This window comes from Paracoccus sp. (in: a-proteobacteria) (genome assembly GCF_030604785.1).
In the GTDB taxonomy this organism is placed as follows: Bacteria; Pseudomonadota; Alphaproteobacteria; order Rhodobacterales; family Rhodobacteraceae; genus Paracoccus.
Genome location: NZ_JAUVVF010000017.1, coordinates 42,717 through 59,250, shown reverse-complemented (window position 1 = coordinate 59,250; position 16,534 = coordinate 42,717). Strand labels below are relative to the sequence as shown.

The window sequence follows — 16,534 nt, the reverse complement described above, 5'->3', positions numbered from 1 at the left end:
TCGCAACACGCTGCTCATGCCCGCAGCCATGCTGGTAGAGCAGATAATTGTTGTCGCCGGCGGGATCAGAGCTGACGACACCCCACCCGCGTGCCTCGGCCTCGGCCTGAAGGCGGGCCTCAAGGCACTCGTCGCAGCGGATTTCGGTCTCGCCTGCCTTGACGCGCTCGAGAAACGATTGCTGTCGGCTCGTCTCGTGCCCGCAGCGCAGCGTGCGCGCCCATCTGGCGGCCAAGGAGACTGGCGTCCGCCTGATCGTCGGCTGCCGGCTCGACCTGGCCTGCGGCATGGCCCTGCTGGTCTATCCGACCGACCGGGCGGCCTATTCGCGCCTCTGCCGGCTCCTGTCGCTCGGCAAGGGGCGGGCCGGCAAGGGCAAGTGCCATCTGGAATGGCCCGACGTCGCTGCCGCCTGCGAGGGCATGATCGGCATCCTGATCCCCGACCGGGCGGATGATCTCTGCGCGCTGCAGCTGCGCCGGATGCGCGAGGCCTTCGGCGAGCGCGCCCATCTGGCGCTGACCCTGCGGCGCCGCCCCAACGACCAGCTGCGGCTGCACGAACTGGCCAGCCTCGCCGCGCGGATGGGCGTTGCGACCGTGGTCACCAACGACGTGCTGTTCCACTCCCCCGATCGCCGCATCCTGCAGGATGTGGTCACCGCGATCCGTCACAACACCACCGTCGATGCCCTGGGCTTTCGCCGCGAGCGTCACGCCGACCGCCATCTGAAGACGCCCGCCGAGATGCACCGGCTCTTCACCCGCTACCCCGAAGCGCTGGCCCGCACCGCCCGGATCGCCGAGGCCTGCCGCTTCTCGCCGGGTGAGCTGGAATACCAGTATCCCGAGGAACGCGACGATCCCGCCGTGACCGCCCAGGCCATGCTGGAGCGGCTGACCTGGGAGGGCGCGGCCGAACGCTACCCCGAAGGCGTCCCGCCCGAGGTCAAGGCCAGCCTGCGCCACGAGCTGCGCCTGATCGAGCGGCTGGATTACGCGCCCTATTTCCTGACCGTGAACAGCATCGTCCGCTTCGCCCGCTCGCGCGGCATCCTGTGCCAGGGGCGCGGATCGGCGGCCAATTCGGCGGTCTGCTTCGTCCTCGGCATCACCTCCATCGATCCCGGCCGCAACGACCTCCTATTCGAGCGCTTCGTCAGCGAGGAGCGCCGCGAGCCGCCCGATATCGACGTGGATTTCGAGCATGAGCGCCGCGAGGAGGTCATCCAGTGGATCTACCGCACCTATGGCCGTGACCGCGCCGCGCTGACCGCCGTGGTGACCCGCTATCGCAGCAAGGGCGCGCTGCGCGATGTCGGCAAGGCGCTCGGCCTGCCCGAGGACCTGATCCGCACGCTCTCCGGCCAGATCTGGGCCTGGTCCGAGGAGGGGATCACCGATGACGACCTGCGCGCGCTGAACCTCAACCCGTCCGACCGCCGCCTGCGTCTGACGCTGGCCGCCCAGCTGCGCGGCACGCCCCGGCATCTCAGCCAGCATCCGGGCGGGTTTGTCCTGACCCACGACCGGCTGGACGACCTGGTCCCCATCGAGCCTGCCGCGATGGAGGATCGCCAGATCATCGAATGGGACAAGGACGACATCGAGGCGCTGCGCTTCATGAAGGTGGATGTGCTGGCCCTCGGCATGCTGACCTGCATGGCCAAGGGACTGCAGCTTCTGGCCGATCACAAGGGCATTCGCCACGACCTGGCCAGCATCCCCGCCGAGGATCCGCGCACCTATGCGATGATCCGCAAGGCCGACACGCTCGGCACGTTCCAGATCGCGAGCCGCGCGCAGATGTCGATGCTGCCGCGTCTGAGGCCGCTCGAGTTGCTTCCCCCGCGCAGCAGATGGTGCCAGCGCAGGGTGCGCTGAACTGCGCGCGACAATGCGACCCTGGGGTTGGCGGCCGCCTCTGCCGCAGCAACGACGTCGCGGCAGTCTCGAAGATGTCAACCTGATTGCGGTCCGAGAGTGACAAGCAGAGATTGCCGCGGCCCTTGATCGTCCGGTAGTGAAGCGCGAGGTTCCGCAGCTGGGGGAGCGGGTGGACCTCCGCCACGCTCTCGCCAAGCCTGAGGACGAGGCCCGGCGAACCGACGGGCATCCGTGCCCAGAAGATGTCGTGTCGGCCACGCCCGTCGACCCGCGCCGGATCTTCGAGGCCTATGTCGCGGCCGGCGGCAACGTGGTCGACACGGCCGACATCTATGGCGGCGGCGAAAGCGAGCGGATGCTGGGCGGCTTCCTGAAGGAGAGCGGCCTTCGCGACCGGATAGTGGTCTCGACCAAGTCGGGCTTTGCGCGCGCGCAGGGCCATCCGCTGCATGGCGGCAACCGCGCGATCAACATCCGGCTGGGGATCGAGGGCTCGCTGCGCCGGCTCGGGACCGACCGGATCGATCTCTACTGGATGCATGTCTGGGACCGCATGAATCCGCCCGAAGAGGTGCTGCGGACGCTGTCCGCGGCGGTCGCGCGGGGTGAGATTCTCTATTACGGCTTCTCGAACACGCCGGCCTGGTATGTCGCCAAGGTGGCCACCCTTGCCGCCGCGCAGGGGCTGCCGGGGCCGGTCGGGCTTCAAAACGCCTGGTCGCTGATCGATCGCGGGGTCGAACTCGACCTGGCGCCCATGCCCGCGCATTTCGGTCTGGGGATCGCCCCCTGGAGCCCCTTGGCCGGCAGCCTGCTGACCGGCAGATACGGCCGCGAGATGCTGGCCGAGGCGGACCGCGCGGGCGCGGTGCCGGATCGCGCCACGGATGCCGAGGCCGGCTCCAGCGACCGGCTGCGCGGGGACAACCCCTATGGGGGCATGCTGTTCACCGAGCGGAACTTCAACATCGTGGACGTCCTGCGCGAGGTGGCGGCCGAGATGGACGCGCCCATGGCGCAGGTCGCGCTGGCCTGGGTCCTTTCGCGGCCGGGCGTCGGCACGCTGATTACGGGGGCCAGCCGGCCCGAGCAGGTGACAGTCAATATCGAGGCGCTTCAGGTCGCGCTGTCGCCGGCGCAGCAGGCCCGGCTGGACGCGGTCAGCGCGCCGCCATCGCTGAACCCCTACTTCATCTTCCAGCTGCCGCGCGAGGTGATCTCCGGCGGACAATCTGTCGCCGCCGGATAATGCCGCGCGGCTCACTGTCTCGGTTCGGGCCATGCGGCAATGCGTCGACCCTGCCGCAATAATGGGTGCCGGGCGCGTCTCGGCCATATGAAGATCGTTGCGCCGGCTGCGCACCGACCTCAACGAGGCGATGGACCTGCTGAACCAGTGTCAGGGGCGCGAGGTCCGGCCCTATCGATAGCGGCAAGGACCGCTCTGGCGGGGCGCGCAGTTTGTCCGACGACCGCAAAGCAGGGCAACCGGGCGACAACCGGCACGGCCGAAGGCGCAAGGCCGGATCGCGTCATGCGTCGGTGAAGCGGTAGCCCACGCCGGCTTCGGTGAAGATGTAGCGGGGGTCGCCGGCATCGTCGCCGATCTTCGTGCGCAGCTGACGGATGAAGACGCGCAGATACTGGCTGTCCTCTCGATGCGCCGGCCCCCAGACATGCTCCAGCGCCGCGCCCTGCGTCACAAGCCGGCCGGCATTCGAGACCAGAAGCCACAGCAGGTCGAATTCCTTGCGGGTCAGATGGATCGGCTCGCCCGCCTTGGTGACGATGCGGCGCGCGGCGTCGATGGACAGATCGGCGATGTGCAGAACCGCGCCTTTCGGTGCGGCGGCACTGCGGTCGCGCAGAAGTCCGCGCAGACGCGCCAGCAATTCGCCGATGCCGAAGGGTTTTGTGACGTAATCCTGCGCGCCGGCATCCAGCAACGCGACCTTCTCGGCCTCGTCCGCACGCACCGACAGGATCAGGACCGGAACCTGGCTCCATTCCCGAAGCCGGGCCAGAACCTCGCGGCCGTCCAGGTCGGGCAGGCCGAGATCCAGGATCACCGCCTCCGGCGTGGTCAGCGCGGCGGCCTCGATCCCCGCGCGCCCTGTTGCGGCCTCTGAGACGTGATGACCCTCGGCCTCCAGCGCGACGCGCAGGAAGCGGCGGATCGGCGTCTCGTCGTCGATGATGAGGACGCGGGCGGGCTGCGTCGTCATTCGGGGGCCTCCGGGTTGGCCAGCGGAAGGGTCAGGGCGATGCGGGTGCCGCTGCCATCCGCCTGCGCGGCATGGGCGGCGATGCGCCCACCATGAGCTTCGACGATGCCCCGCGCAATGGCAAGGCCCAGCCCCGTGCCCGCGCGCTGCCCGTCGCCTTCGGCCACGCGGTAGAACATGTCGAAGACCCGGCCGCGCGCCTCGGCAGGAATGCCCGGACCGGCATCGGTCACGGACAATTCGGCCTCGGTCCCCGTGATCCGGGCCGAGACGGTGATCGCACTGCCTTCGGGGGCGTATTTCGCGGCATTGTCCAGCAGGTTCATCACGACCTGCTCGATCAGCAGCGGATCGGCCAGGACGGGCGGCAGGCCGGGCGGAACCTCGACGACCGCCTGATGGGCGCGCAGGGCGCCGCGCAGGCGGTGGCGCGCACTGCCCGCGATCTCGCGCAGATCGACGGCCAGACGCCGGGGGCGCAGCGCGCCGTGCCCCAGCCGGGTCATGTCCAGGAGGTTCTGGATGTAGCGGTCCAGCCGCTCGCCCTCGTCGCGGATCGTCTCGGCCATCGCGCCGCGCGCCTCGTCGGGCAGGTCCAGCGCGGGATCAGCCAAGGTCGAGGCCGCGCCTATGATCGAGACCAAGGGCGTGCGCAGATCGTGGCTGACCGAGGACAGCAAGGCCGCGCGCAGCCGCTCGGTCTCGGAGGCGACCAGCGCCTGTTCAAGATCGCCCTGCAGCGCGATGCGTTCCAGCGCGACGACCAGCTGATCGGTCATGGCATCCAGCAGCCGGCGGTCGGCAGGCGCCACCGCGCGGTTATCGGCAAAGGCCACGCCCATCACCGCCAGCCGACGATCGGGCTTGCCGACTGGCAGGAACAGCCAGCGGCTGGCCGGCAGAGTCCCCGAGCCGCGACCGGCTTCCTCGCCCCGGCGCCAGCTGTAATCGGCGGCCGAGGCATCGCGCAGTTCCAGCGCCTCGCGGGGCGGTTCGGATGCCTCGATGACCGGACGCCCGGCGGGTCCGGGACGCATCAGCACCGTCTCGCAGCCAAGGGCGGCACTGACATGGCCCGCCGCCGCCCGCAGCACCTCGGCCGACGAGGCCGCGCCCGCGACCTGCCGCGCGAAATCGTAAAGCAGATTGGTCCGCACCGCGATCTCGCGCTGCGCCAGCGCCCGGTCGCGCAGTCGCGCCGCCAGATTCCCGGTCAGGGCCGAGGCGATCAGGAACAGGACCAGCGTCAGGATCTGGTCCTCGCGGATCACCAGAAAGGTCGTGCGGGGATCGGTGAAGAAGAAGTTGTAGATCAGGAAGCTGAGGCAGGACGCGTAAAGCGACGGCCAGAGACCCCGGCGCACGGCCACGCCGATCACCCCGGTCATGAAGATCAGCGCCAGCGAGGGCACCGGGAAGATCCAGTCGGCCGCCAGCGCGATCAGGCCGGCCGCCGCCACGATCAGCGTCGCCTCGCCATAGGCGCGCGGCTCGCGGTCCAGCGGCCAGCGCCGGGCCGCGGGCGGGACGGGTTCGCGCTGAGGCTCGGAGACGACCGTCACCTCGAAATCGCGCCCGGCCTCGGTCACTGCGCGGGCCACGTCCTCGCGCCAGAGCCGCCGCCAGATGGGTCGGGGGCGCGCGCGTCCCAGCAGGATGCGGCTGACATTGCGGCGGCGCGCGTAATCGAGGATCTCGGCCGCGACCGGCCCGGCCGCCTGCAGCGTCGCCACCTCGGCCCCCAGCCGCTCCGCCAGACGCAGCGCCTGGACAAGCGCGTCGCGGTCGCTGTCGGCCAGATGTTCGGTTTCGGCCGAGGCGACCGTCACCGCGACCCATTCCACCCGCGCCCGGTCGGCCATGCGCTTGGCGGTGCGGACCAGCGTGCGCGCGACCGGGCTTTCGGTCAGCGCGACCAGGATCCGCTCCTGCGCGGGCCAAGGGCCGCCGATGGCATTCGCGCGCATATGCTCCTGCAGCTGCGCGTCCACCCGGTCCGCGGCGGCGCGCATCGCCATCTCGCGCAGGGCCGTCAGGTTGCCCTTGGAGAAGAAGTTCCGCACCGCCCGCGCGATCTGGTCCTGGACATAGACCTTGCCGGCGCGCAGCCGCTCGATCAGCTCTTCGGTCGGCAGGTCGATCAGCTCGACCTCGTCGGCGCGTTCCAGCACCGCGTCGGGCACCGTCTCGCGCACGCGCACGCCCGAGATGCGCGCGACGCGGTCGTTCAGCGTTTCCAGGTGCTGGACATTGAGCGTGGTCAGCACGTCGATGCCGGCGGCCAGCACCTCCTCGACGTCCTGCCAGCGCTTTTCGTGGCGCGAGCCGGGAATGTTTGAATGGGCCAGCTCGTCGATCAGCGCCAGCGCCGGGCGGCGCTCCAGCAGCGCGTCGAGGTCCATCTCGTGCAGGATGCGATCGCGGTAGAACTGCGCGCGCTTGGGCAGGATGTCGAGGCCCTGCAGCAGCGCCTCGGTCTCGGCGCGGCCATGCGTCTCGACGACGGCGGCGAGCACGTCCACCCCTTCGGCGGCGCGGCGACGGGCGGCCTCCAGCATGGCATAGGTCTTGCCGACGCCGGGCGCCGCGCCGAGGAAGATCTTGAGCCGCCCGCGCCCCTCGCGGCCAGCCTGCGCCAGCAGGGCTTCGGGTTCCGGGCGCAAGTCGGTCGCGGTCATGGTTCAGCCTTCGTTTGCCGGTGCAGTGGGGGCCAGCGGAAAGGCCGCGTCAAGGGCGAGGTTGACCCTCAGCACGTTCACGCGCGGCTCGCCGAAGAGACCCAGCCAGCGCGGCTCGACATGGGCGGCGATGAGGCGGCGCACCTCGGCCTCGGGCGCGCCGCGCGCGGCGGCGATCCGGGCGGCCTGCGCGGCCGCGTTCTGCGGCGAGATGTGCGGGTCGAGCCCGCTGCCCGAGGCGGTGACGGCATCGACCGGCACCCGCGCGGCCCCCGTCGCCGCGCGGAACGCCTCAGCCCGCGCGGCCTGCTCGGCCAGCAGGGCCGCGCTGGTCGGGCCAAGGTTGCTCGCGCCGGCCGCCGCCGCATCGTAGTCCACGGCCGAAGGGCGCGGGTGCAGGTGGTGCGGCGCGGCGAAGGCCTGGCCCACCAGGGCCGAGCCGATGATCCGGTCGCCCTGCCGGATCAGGCTGGCATGGGCCTCTTCGGGAAACAGCGCCTGTCCCGCGCCGGTGACCGCCAGCGGATAGGCCAGCCCCGTCAGCAGGATCATCAGCCCGAGGCTCGCCAGGGCGGGGCGGATATGGTCGTTCATCGTCGTCTCCTTCACGCGAGGCCGAGGGCGGTGACGGCCATGTCGATGACCTTGATCCCGACGAAGGGGACCACCAGCCCGCCGAGGCCGTAGAGGGTCAGGTTGCGCCGCAGCAGGGCGGCGGCGCTGGCGGGGGCGTATCTGACACCGCGCAGGGCCAGCGGGATCAGCGCCAGGATCACCAGCGCGTTGAAGATCACCGCCGAGAGGATCGCGCTCTGCGCGCTTTCAAGCCCCATCACATTCAGCACCGCAAGGCCCGGATAAGCGGCGATAAAAAGCGCGGGCAGGATGGCGAAGTACTTCGCCACGTCGTTGGCGATGCTGAAGGTGGTCAGCGCGCCGCGGCTGATCAGCAGCTGCTTGCCGACCAGCACGACCTCGATCAGCTTGGTCGGGTCGCTGTCCAGATCGATCAGGTTCGCGGCCTCCTTGGCGGCCGAGGTGCCCGAGTTCATCGCCACGCCCACATCGGCCTGCGCCAGCGCGGGCGCATCGTTGCTGCCGTCGCCGCACATGGCGACCAGCTGGCCCTTGGCCTGTTCGGCCCGGATCAGCTCCAGCTTGTTCTCGGGCGTCGCCTCGGCGAGGAAGTCGTCCACCCCGGCCTCGGCCGCGATGGCGGCGGCTGTCAGGGGGTTGTCGCCGGTGATCATCACCGTGCGGATGCCCATCGCGCGCAGTTCCGCGAAGCGCTCGCGCACGCCGGGCTTGATGATGTCCTTCAGATGCACCGCGCCGAGGATGCGGCTCCCCTCGCTGACCAGCAGCGGGGTGCCGCCCGAGCGGGCGATCCGGTCCACGCTGGCCGCGAGCGAGGCATCCAGCGCCGCGCCGGTATGGCGCAGGATCGCGTCGACCGAGCCTTTCCTCAGCTGCGTGCCGTCCGTCAGGTCCGCGCCCGAGAGGCGGGTCTGGGCCGAGAAGGGGATCGCCTCGGCCACCGCTACAAGCCCCTCAGCGGCGCCGGGCTGCTTGCGGGCGATCTCGACGATGGACTTGCCTTCAGGCGTCTCATCCGCGCGGCTGGCGCCAAGCGCGGCGTGGGCGAGGGCCGCGGGGCCGACGCCCTGCGCCGGGATCAGCGCGTCGGCCATGCGGTTGCCGAAGGTGATCGTGCCGGTCTTGTCCAGCAGAAGCACGTCCACATCGCCGGCCGCCTCGACCGCGCGCCCGGATTTGGCGACCACGTTGGCGCGGGCCAGCCGGTCCATCCCGGCGATGCCGATGGCGGACAGGAGGCCCCCGATCGTCGTCGGGATCAGCGTCACGAAGAGCGCGGCGAGGAACACGACCGGGATCGAGGTGCCGGAGTAACGCGCGAAGGGCTCAAGCGTCACAACCACGAAGAGGAAGATCAGCGTCAGCCCGGCCAGCAGGATGTTCAGCGCGATCTCGTTCGGGGTGCGGCCGCGCTCGGCCCCCTCGACCAGCGCGATCATGCGGTCGAGAAAGCTGCGCCCCGGCTCGGCCGTCACGCGCAGGACCAGCCAGTCCGACACGATGCGCGTGCCACCAGTGACCGAGCTGAAATCGCCGCCGGATTCGCGGATCACCGGGGCGCTTTCGCCGGTGATCGCGCTTTCGTCGACCGAGGCGACGCCTTGGATCACCTCGGCATCCGCCGGGATGATGTCGCCCGCCGCGACCAGCACGATCTGGCCCTGTTTCAGGCTGGCGGAGGAGACCTCCGTGACCGCCCCGTGCGGGCTGTCGGCGCTTGGCAGGACGCGCACCATCGTCTCGGACTTCGTGGCGCGCAGGCTGTCGGCGCGGGCGCGGCCCCGCCCCTCAGCGAGGCTCTCGGCGAAGTTCGAGATCAGGACCGCCGCCCAGAGCCAGAGCGCGATCTGAACGGCGACGCCCGCGCCCGGCACGCCGAGCGCCAGGTCGCGCAGCCCCATCAGCGTGACCATCAGCGCGACCACGGCGGTGGCGAAGATGACCGGGTTGCGGACCAGGATGCGGGGCGCCAGCTTGGCCAGCGCCTGCCGCGCCGCCGCCGGGGCAAGGGCCGTCATCGACGGCAGGGGAAGGGAGGATCTGCTCATGGTTCCGCCTCAGAAGCTTTGCCCGCCCAGCATCGACACATGCTCGGCGATGGGGCCCAGGACGAGGGCCGGGAAGAAGGTCAGCGCGCCCAGGATGAGGACGGTGATGACCAGAAGGGTCACGAAGAGCGGCCCGTGGGTCGGGAAGGTTCCCGCCGTCGCCGGCGCCGGGCGCTTCATCGCCAGCGACCCGGCGATGGCCAGCATCGGGATGATGATCGCGTAGCGCCCCAGCAGCATGGCGAGGCCCTGCAGCGTGGTGTGGAAGGGCGCGGCCGCCCCGAAGCCCGCGAAGGCCGAGCCGTTGTTGCCCGTGGCCGAGCTGTAGGCATAGAGGATCTCGGACAGGCCATGCGGCCCTGCATCCTGCACCGCCGCCAGCCCCGCCGGCACCACCGCGGACAGCGCGCTGAAGACCAGGATGCCGAGCGGCATCGACAGGAAGGCCAGCACGGCCAGCGTGACCTCGCGCCCCTCGATCTTCTTGCCCAGATATTCCGGCGTGCGCCCGACCATCAGCCCGGCCAGGAAGACCGCCAGCACGACATAAAGCAGCATCCCGTAGAGGCCCGCGCCGACGCCGCCGAAGATCACCTCGCCCACCTGCATGTTCAGCAGCATGACAAGGCCCGACAGCGGCATGAAGCTGTCATGCATCGCGTTGACAGACCCGTTCGAGGCCGCCGTCGTCGCCTGCGCCCAAAGCGCCGAGAGGGTGGCGCCGAAGCGGACTTCCTTGCCCTCCATGTTCGGGCCGGTGACGCCGGCCGCCTCGGCCAGCATCGGGTTGCCCGCCTGCTCAATGCCGTGGATCAGGACGAGCCCGGCGACGAACAGCACGCCCATCGCGGCGAAGATCGCCCAGCCCTGCCGACGGTCCCCTACCATCCGTCCGAAGAGGAAGCAGAAGGCGACCGGGATCAGCAGGATCAGCACCGACTGGACCATGTTCGACAGGATCGTCGGGTTTTCCAGCGGATGGGCCGAGTTGACGCCGAAGAAGCCGCCGCCATTGGTGCCCAGCTGCTTGATCGCGACCTGGCTGGCCGCCGGGCCCTGCGCGATGATCTGCTCCGCGCCCTCCAGCGTGACCGCGCGGACGGCGCCGCCGAGCGTCTGCGGCACGCCCTGCCAGACCAGCGCCAGCGCCACGAGGACCGAGATCGGCAGCAGCACGTAGAGGACCGCGCGGACCATGTCGGTCCAGAAGTTGCCGACCCGCCCGTCGCCGCGCGCGACGAAGCCCCGGATCACGGCGACGGCCACCGCCATCCCGGTCGCGGCCGAGACGAAGTTCTGCACGGTCAGCCCGACCATCTGCGCCAGATGGCTCAGCTGGACCTCGCCCGAATAGGCCTGCCAGTTGGTGTTGGTGACGAAGCTGACCGCGGTGTTGAAGGCCAGGTCCGGCGGCATCGGCGCGATCCCCTGCGGGTTCCACGGCAGCACCCCCTGCAGGCGCAGGACGGCATAGAGGAAAAGGAACCCCGCCAGGTTGAAGGCCAGCACGGCCGCCCCATAGGCCGCCCAGCCCTGCGGGCGCGCGGCGGCCGGTCCGGCGGCGGCGAGGCAGGCGCGCTCGAGCGGGCCGATCAGCGGGCTCGGCCAGACGCGCCGGCCGGTGAAGACCCGGTGCATGTATCCCGCCAGCAGCCAGGCAAGCCCGACCGTGACGGCGCAGTAGAGGATGAGGACCAGATAGCTCGAAGGCATCGGCGGCCCCCTCAGAACCGGTCGGGACGCATCAGCGCCACGACCAGATAGACCAGAAGCCCCACCGCGACGGCGAGGCCGAGGATCGGATCGAACATCCGCGCCTCCGTCACAGGCGCGCCAGCGCGCGGATGCCGGCGATGAAGGCCAGGAACCCGCCCGCGCCGAGCGCGAGATAGATGATGTCGGACATGCGTCACCTTCGTATTGCGTCACAGGGACGATCACCGAAAGCGGCGTAAGGAAGCCATGCGTGATGCGGGAGGGTCGCGTAAGGATCGCGTAAGGACGGCGATGCGGAGGATCGCTCGGCGGACGACAGCGGCACGCGATCTGGCGCGCGCCCCCGCCGGGATCCGCCGGCGCAGGTTGCCGCAGGAGGGTGCCCCCTGCGGCGAGGGGGTGTCAGAACCAGGTCTCGAATTGCAGCCCGACCGTGGTTCCGGCCGTGTTTGTGCCATAGGCCTCCTGCTTCGAGATGGCGCCGACATCGCTCCAGGAGCCGCGCGTCACATAGGCGCGCAGTTGCGGGCGGTCCCAGAAGCCGCTCTGGCCGAACGTGTAGATGCCCGCCAGCGTGCCCTTCAGCAGATCGCGGTCGCCGCTGTCGTCGCTGACGCGGTCATAGCCGATCTCGGTCGCGATGGCGAAATTGTCGCTCAGCGCGTAATGCGGCCGCAGCCCGAGCGACGTCCATTTCGACTGCTCGCCATCGTTATCGTCGATCTGGTGAAGCGCGACGAAGAACAGCTCTGTCCGATCGTCCAGCGGCACCAGCCCGTGCATCTGCGCCCGCAGCAGCGAGCGGTCCTTGCCGACATCGGGCGCCCCGTCGGCCGAGAACCCGAAGGCCGCGCCGTTGGAATACATCAGGCTGGCCTTCATGTAGCCGCCGAAGAACCCGTCGCGCTGCACATGTCCCCGCAGGGCGATGCCGTTGTCGCCCGTCGCATCGCCCCGCGCATCGGCGAAGGCGACGCCAATCTCGCCCGTCCAGTTCTCGGCCAGCGCGATGTTCTCGAGCCGGGCATCATAGGTGTGGACGCGGTTGAACCGTTCGCGGAACCCTGCCACCGACAGCGTGCCGTAGCTCAGCGCGATGTTCTCAACCCCCAGCCCATAGCCATCGAAATTGGAATAACTTTCATAGTAAAAATCATTGATATGGATGTCTTTTCTTTTGTAGTAGCGGCGCCCGGCCCAGATTGCCGCCTCGTCCAGAGCGCCCGCGCCCAGCCCGCGATATCCCAGCCAGGCCTCGCGCAGGGCAACGCTTGCATCAAAGCTGCCCCGGTCGGTCAGGTCGTTGCTGTCGCCCGCGATGTGATAGCGCAGCCCGCCGATGACGGCGCTGCCATTGCCAAGCGGAGCGTCGATGCCGATCCCCAATTCGCCGTAGAAATCGTCCTCGTTGCCCAGGCGATACTTGGCCCATGCGCCGTTCAGCTGCATCGCGGCCAGATCGCCGCCTGCGCTTTCGCCCACGCCGATCCGCAGATAGCCGGTGGTGCTGAAGGGCGATTCTGCCTGAACGGCAGTGGCACCCATGGCGGCGGACAGCGCCGCCGCGACAATGACTGGTTTCATCCCTGTCTCCCTCTGGTGGTTGTCATCCGGCCGGGCCGTTTCGCGGCTCGGCGCGGGCATGACCGTTCCGGCCGCCAGGCGGGCTTGGCGATGAACGGGCATTCTGGAATGGTCCGGCCTCAGCCCTTGACGGCGCCGTCGCCGAGGCCCCGGACCAGGTAGCGCTGCGCGATCAGGAACACGATCGTGATGGGCAGGCCCGACAGGATCGCGGCTGCCGCAAAATTGCCCCACAGATAGCGGAATTCGTTCAGATAAAGCCGCGCGCCGACGGCCAGCGTCATCTGGCTTTCCGACCGGATCAGGACCGAGGCGATCGGGTAGTCGTTGATGAAGCCGATGAAGGCCAGCACGAAGACCACCGCCATGATCGGCACTGCCAGAGGCAGGAAGACATGGCGAAAGGTCTGCCACGGAGTCGCCCCGTCGATGGCTGCGGCATTGTCCAGCGCGCGGTCGATGGAATCGAAATAGCCCTTGATCGTCCAGATGTGCAGCGTCACGCCCGACAGGTAGATCAGGATCAGCGCCACATGGCTGTTCAGCCCCAGAATTGGCGTCACGCCGCCCAAGGCGTCGAAGATGGCGAAGATCGCCACCAGCGCCAGCGTCGTGGGGAACATCTGGATCAGGAACAGAGCGTCCAGCATCGCGCCCTTGCCGCGGATGCGGATGCGGCTGAAGGAATAGGCCGAGATGGTCGCGATCGCCAGCACGCCCAGCCCCGCGATCACCGAGACCTTGATCGAGTTCCACATCCACAACAGGACCGGATAGGGCGGCGACACGACATCCCCGTTCGCGCGGGTGTAGTCGAAGCCGAAGGCCAGGACCCAATGCTCCAGCGTGGGGTTCTCGGGGATCAGCGAGCCGACCGCGAAATTGCCCTGGCGGAAGCTGATCGACAGGACCATCAGAAAGGGGAACAGGATCAGCGCCAGGAACACCAGAAGGAAGCCATGCGCCAGGATCTTCTTGATCAGCAGGTCGCGGGGACGTTCGACGATCATCGGGCGCTTCCTTACAGGGGCCGGCCGGCGCGGCGCGCGGCGGCGCGGCGCATGGCGACAAAGTTGGCATAGCTGATCACCGCGACCACCACGAAGATCAGCAGCGTGATCGCCCCGGCCAGACCGAATTGCTGGCCCGCATTGTCAAAAGCCAACCGATAGGTGAACGAGGCCAGGATATCCGTCCGCCCCGCCGGGATCACCGTGCCGGGAATGTCGGGCAGGCCGCGCGTCAGCAGGAAGATCAGCACCAGGTTGTTGAAGTTGAAGGCAAAGGCCGCGATCAGCAGGGGCAGGAAAGGCGGGATGATCTGCGGCAGGGTGATGGTGAAGAAGACCCGGACCGAGGACGCGCCCTCGAGCACGGCGGCCTTCTTGTGATCCTCGGGCACCGATTGCAGGAACCCCATCGCCAGAAGCATCATGTAGGGATATCCAAGCCAGGTGTTCACGACCACCACCATCGTGCGCGCCAGCGTCGCATCCGTGAACCAGTTGGGCCTGAGGCCGAACAGCGCGTCGAGGATCAGGTTGATCTCGCCGAAATTCTGGTTGAAGAGGCCGCGGAACACCAGGATCGAGATGAAGGACGGCACCGCATAGGGCAGGATCAGCAGCACGCGGTAGACCGGCTTGTAGCGCAGATGCTGCCATTGCAGGATCACCGCCAGGAGCAGCCCGACCGAGAAGCACAGCAGCACCGACAGGCCCGCGAAGACGAAGGTCCAGACGAAGATCTCGACCGTGGGGCCACGGATGCCCTGGGACGTGAAGATCCTCTCGAAATTGGCCAGCCCCACATTGACGCGCCAGCCCGGCGGCACCGCGACCCCGTCCTCGGTGCGGAAAAAGCCGGCCCGGTGATCGGCGGTCAGCACCGTCCCGTCGCTGCGCGTCAGCTGGTCGGGGCCGGTCTGGACGTAATCCGGGACCACCAGCGCGAAGCTGCGCAGGCCGGCATTGCGGATCAGCTGCCCCTCCGGCGTCTCCAGCGTCAGCCGGGCAAGGCCCTCGCGCAGCGCGACCGCCTCGCGCCGGTCCAGCAGCGCCTCGGGCGCGTCGGCCGGGGAAAGGGCGGCTGTCCCCTCTTCGGTCAGGGGCACCGGGTCGGACAGAAGACCGCTTTCGGGCAGCCAGATGCGGTATTCGTCGCCGTCCCGCGCGACGGCAAAGGGCTGTTCGGTCGACTGGTCCACCGTGCCTCGCGCGGTCAGAACCTCGACCGCGCGGGGATAGGTCAGCAGATTGGACGAGCTGTAATTCGTGAAGCCGATATAGATCGTGTAGATCACCGGAAAGGCGATGAAGACCAGAACCGCCGCGATTCCCGGAAAGATGAACCGGCTGCCATAGAAGCGATCCGATCCGAAGATCACCACGAACCCCGTCGTCAGCCCCAGGATGATCGCGCCCAGAAGCGGTTGTCCCGCGGCATAGAGCGTGAAGGCGCCCCATAGCAGGATCAGCGCGACGATAGCCACCGCCAACAGGCGCGGCCATGCCCTGCTTCGTGACCGTCCGGCCCCTGTCGTCATGTCCGATGCTCCGAAGAATGATGCTGCCAACCTGTCCCCGGATGTGCGGGGACAGGGCGTGCGGCCAGGGCCGCCGGGCCGTGCGGATCAGCGTTCGGCCAGGATCCGGGCTGCGGCGTCGTTCAGCGCCGCCTCGGGGTCCTGCGCGCCGGTGACGATGTTCGTCAGCGCCGGCTGCATCGCGGCCCAATAGGCGCCCATCTCGGCATTCGAGGGCATCGGCACGCCGGTGGCGGCGATGTCCAGCATGGCGGCGATGTTGGCGTCGTCCTGCGCGGCGGCGGCGGATTCGTCGGCCAGCGCCCCAAGCGCGCCGTCGGCGTTCCAGATGGCCAGACCCTCATCGGTCAGCAGGTAGTTCTCGAGCAGCTCGACCGCCAGGTCGCGATTGGGCGAGGCCGCGTTCAGCGCCATGGCCTGCACGCCGATGAAGGGCGTGCTCACGGCATCGCCGACCTTCGGAATCGGAGCCACCCCGAAATTGATGCCCGACTCGGCCAAGGTGGACCAGGCCCATGGCCCGTTCAGGACCATGGCGACATCGCCCCGGTTCATCGCCCCCTCCATGATGCCGTAATCGACACCGGTCGGCATCACGCCCTCGTCGATCAGGCGGCGCAGCATCCGGGCGCCTTCGATGGCGCCGGCATTGTTCACGCCCGTCTCGGTCCCGTCATAAGAGCCGTCGACCTTGCGGAAGGCATAGCCGCCATTGGCCATCAGCAGCGGCATGCTGAAATAGGCGTTGGTGTAGTCCCACAGGATCCTGGCACCGTCATGCTCCATCGCGATCAGATCGTCGAAGGAGGCCGGCGGCGTGTCGATCAGGTCGGTGTTGTAGATCAGATGCACCGCCTCGACGCTGACGGGATAGCCCCAGATCGCGTTGTCGAACTGCATCGCCTCGATGGCCGAGCCCAGGATGCCCTCGGCCCAGCCCGCCGAGGGCTGGACCGGCGCGATCAGCCCGCCCGACGCCCATTCGCCAAAGCGGTCATGCGCCCACATGACGATATCCGGCCCGTCGCCCGTCGAGGCCGCCTGCTGGAACTTCTGCGCCAGATCCGGGTCCACCACCTCGACCGAGACGGGGATGCCGTAATCCTCGACGAAGGGCTGGACGGCGGCCTCAAGCGCCTGGCGGTCGCGGTTCGCCCCCGTCCAGATCACGATCCGGCCATCCTCGAGCGCGAGGACGGGCGTGGCCGTGCAGAGAAGCAGGCCCGTAAGGCCGAGAGTGCGTGTCATGATGTCT

The 16,534-nt window shown here is 69.0% G+C and carries 12 protein-coding genes and 1 pseudogene; 2 read left to right on the top strand and 11 right to left on the bottom strand.

From position 1 onward, the window contains the following. Positions 1-235: pseudogene (locus QAR72_RS07615) on the bottom strand (hypothetical protein); the annotation flags it as partial. Between QAR72_RS07615 and QAR72_RS07610 the strand changes: the two are divergent. Continuing rightward, complete coding sequence (locus QAR72_RS07610) at positions 213-1,883, top strand: hypothetical protein (RefSeq protein WP_304616768.1); 1,671 nt, start codon at positions 213-215, stop codon at positions 1,881-1,883. The pseudogene QAR72_RS07615 and the gene QAR72_RS07610 sit on opposite strands and share 23 nt — an antisense overlap. Before the next feature lie 250 nt (positions 1,884-2,133). Next, a complete protein-coding gene (locus tag QAR72_RS07605) occupies positions 2,134-3,135 on the top strand; it encodes an aldo/keto reductase (protein WP_304616767.1) in 1,002 nt (333 codons plus the stop codon). 283 nt (positions 3,136-3,418) lie between these two features. Here QAR72_RS07605 and QAR72_RS07600 read toward each other — a convergent pair whose 3' ends face one another. The 10 genes from QAR72_RS07600 to malE all read right to left on the bottom strand — a co-directional run bounded on the left by QAR72_RS07600 (position 3,419) and on the right by malE (position 16,527). Further along, on the bottom strand, positions 3,419-4,111 hold the full coding sequence (locus QAR72_RS07600) for a response regulator (RefSeq protein WP_304616766.1): 693 nt from the start codon (positions 4,109-4,111) through the stop codon (positions 3,419-3,421). Next, positions 4,108-6,789, bottom strand: coding sequence for a sensor histidine kinase (locus tag QAR72_RS07595; RefSeq protein ID WP_304616765.1), 2,682 nt, complete (start codon positions 6,787-6,789; stop codon positions 4,108-4,110). Before QAR72_RS07595 ends, QAR72_RS07600 begins: the two co-directional genes overlap by 4 nt. 3 nt (positions 6,790-6,792) lie before the next feature. Then, a complete protein-coding gene (gene kdpC / locus QAR72_RS07590) occupies positions 6,793-7,383 on the bottom strand; it encodes a potassium-transporting ATPase subunit KdpC (RefSeq protein WP_304616764.1) in 591 nt (196 codons plus the stop codon). Positions 7,384-7,394: 11 nt separating this feature from the next. Next, on the bottom strand, positions 7,395-9,434 hold the full coding sequence (gene kdpB, locus QAR72_RS07585) for a potassium-transporting ATPase subunit KdpB (protein ID WP_304616763.1): 2,040 nt from the start codon (positions 9,432-9,434) through the stop codon (positions 7,395-7,397). 9 nt (positions 9,435-9,443) lie between these two features. Continuing rightward, positions 9,444-11,147, bottom strand: coding sequence for a potassium-transporting ATPase subunit KdpA (gene kdpA / locus QAR72_RS07580; RefSeq protein ID WP_304616762.1), 1,704 nt, complete (start codon positions 11,145-11,147; stop codon positions 9,444-9,446). A gap of 11 nt (positions 11,148-11,158) precedes the next feature. Further along, positions 11,159-11,260, bottom strand: coding sequence for a K(+)-transporting ATPase subunit F (gene kdpF, locus QAR72_RS07575; protein ID WP_304616761.1), 102 nt, complete (start codon positions 11,258-11,260; stop codon positions 11,159-11,161). A gap of 292 nt (positions 11,261-11,552) precedes the next feature. Continuing rightward, the gene (locus tag QAR72_RS07570; protein ID WP_304616760.1) at positions 11,553-12,734 is read right to left on the bottom strand and encodes a carbohydrate porin; all 1,182 of its coding nucleotides are present in this window, start codon (positions 12,732-12,734) and stop codon (positions 11,553-11,555) included. A gap of 119 nt (positions 12,735-12,853) precedes the next feature. Further along, positions 12,854-13,744, bottom strand: a complete 891-nt coding sequence (gene malG, locus QAR72_RS07565) for a maltose ABC transporter permease MalG (protein ID WP_282029771.1) — start codon at positions 13,742-13,744, stop codon at positions 12,854-12,856. Between the two features lie 11 nt (positions 13,745-13,755). Next, positions 13,756-15,279 carry a maltose ABC transporter permease MalF gene (malF, locus tag QAR72_RS07560; protein ID WP_304616759.1) on the bottom strand — a complete coding sequence of 508 codons (1,524 nt, stop codon included), beginning with the start codon at positions 15,277-15,279 and terminating at the stop codon, positions 13,756-13,758. Positions 15,280-15,366: 87 nt separating this feature from the next. After that, complete coding sequence (gene malE / locus QAR72_RS07555; RefSeq protein ID WP_304616758.1) at positions 15,367-16,527, bottom strand: maltose/maltodextrin ABC transporter substrate-binding protein MalE; 1,161 nt, start codon at positions 16,525-16,527, stop codon at positions 15,367-15,369. Between the last annotated feature and the right edge of the window lie 7 nt (positions 16,528-16,534).

Bases quoted from the DNA above. Each gene is read 5' to 3' on its own strand.
- QAR72_RS07600 (WP_304616766.1), bottom strand. From the start codon at position 4,111: ATGACGACGCAGCCCGCCCGCGTCCTCATCATCGACGACGAGACGCCG.
- QAR72_RS07595 (WP_304616765.1), bottom strand. From the start codon at position 6,789: ATGACCGCGACCGACTTGCGCCCGGAACCCGAAGCCCTGCTGGCGCAG.
- kdpC (WP_304616764.1), bottom strand. From the start codon at position 7,383: ATGAACGACCATATCCGCCCCGCCCTGGCGAGCCTCGGGCTGATGATC.
- kdpB (WP_304616763.1), bottom strand. From the start codon at position 9,434: ATGAGCAGATCCTCCCTTCCCCTGCCGTCGATGACGGCCCTTGCCCCG.
- kdpA (WP_304616762.1), bottom strand. From the start codon at position 11,147: ATGCCTTCGAGCTATCTGGTCCTCATCCTCTACTGCGCCGTCACGGTC.
- QAR72_RS07570 (WP_304616760.1), bottom strand. From the start codon at position 12,734: ATGAAACCAGTCATTGTCGCGGCGGCGCTGTCCGCCGCCATGGGTGCC.
- malG (WP_282029771.1), bottom strand. From the start codon at position 13,744: ATGATCGTCGAACGTCCCCGCGACCTGCTGATCAAGAAGATCCTGGCG.
- malF (WP_304616759.1), bottom strand. From the start codon at position 15,279: ATGACGACAGGGGCCGGACGGTCACGAAGCAGGGCATGGCCGCGCCTG.
- malE (WP_304616758.1), bottom strand. From the start codon at position 16,527: ATGACACGCACTCTCGGCCTTACGGGCCTGCTTCTCTGCACGGCCACG.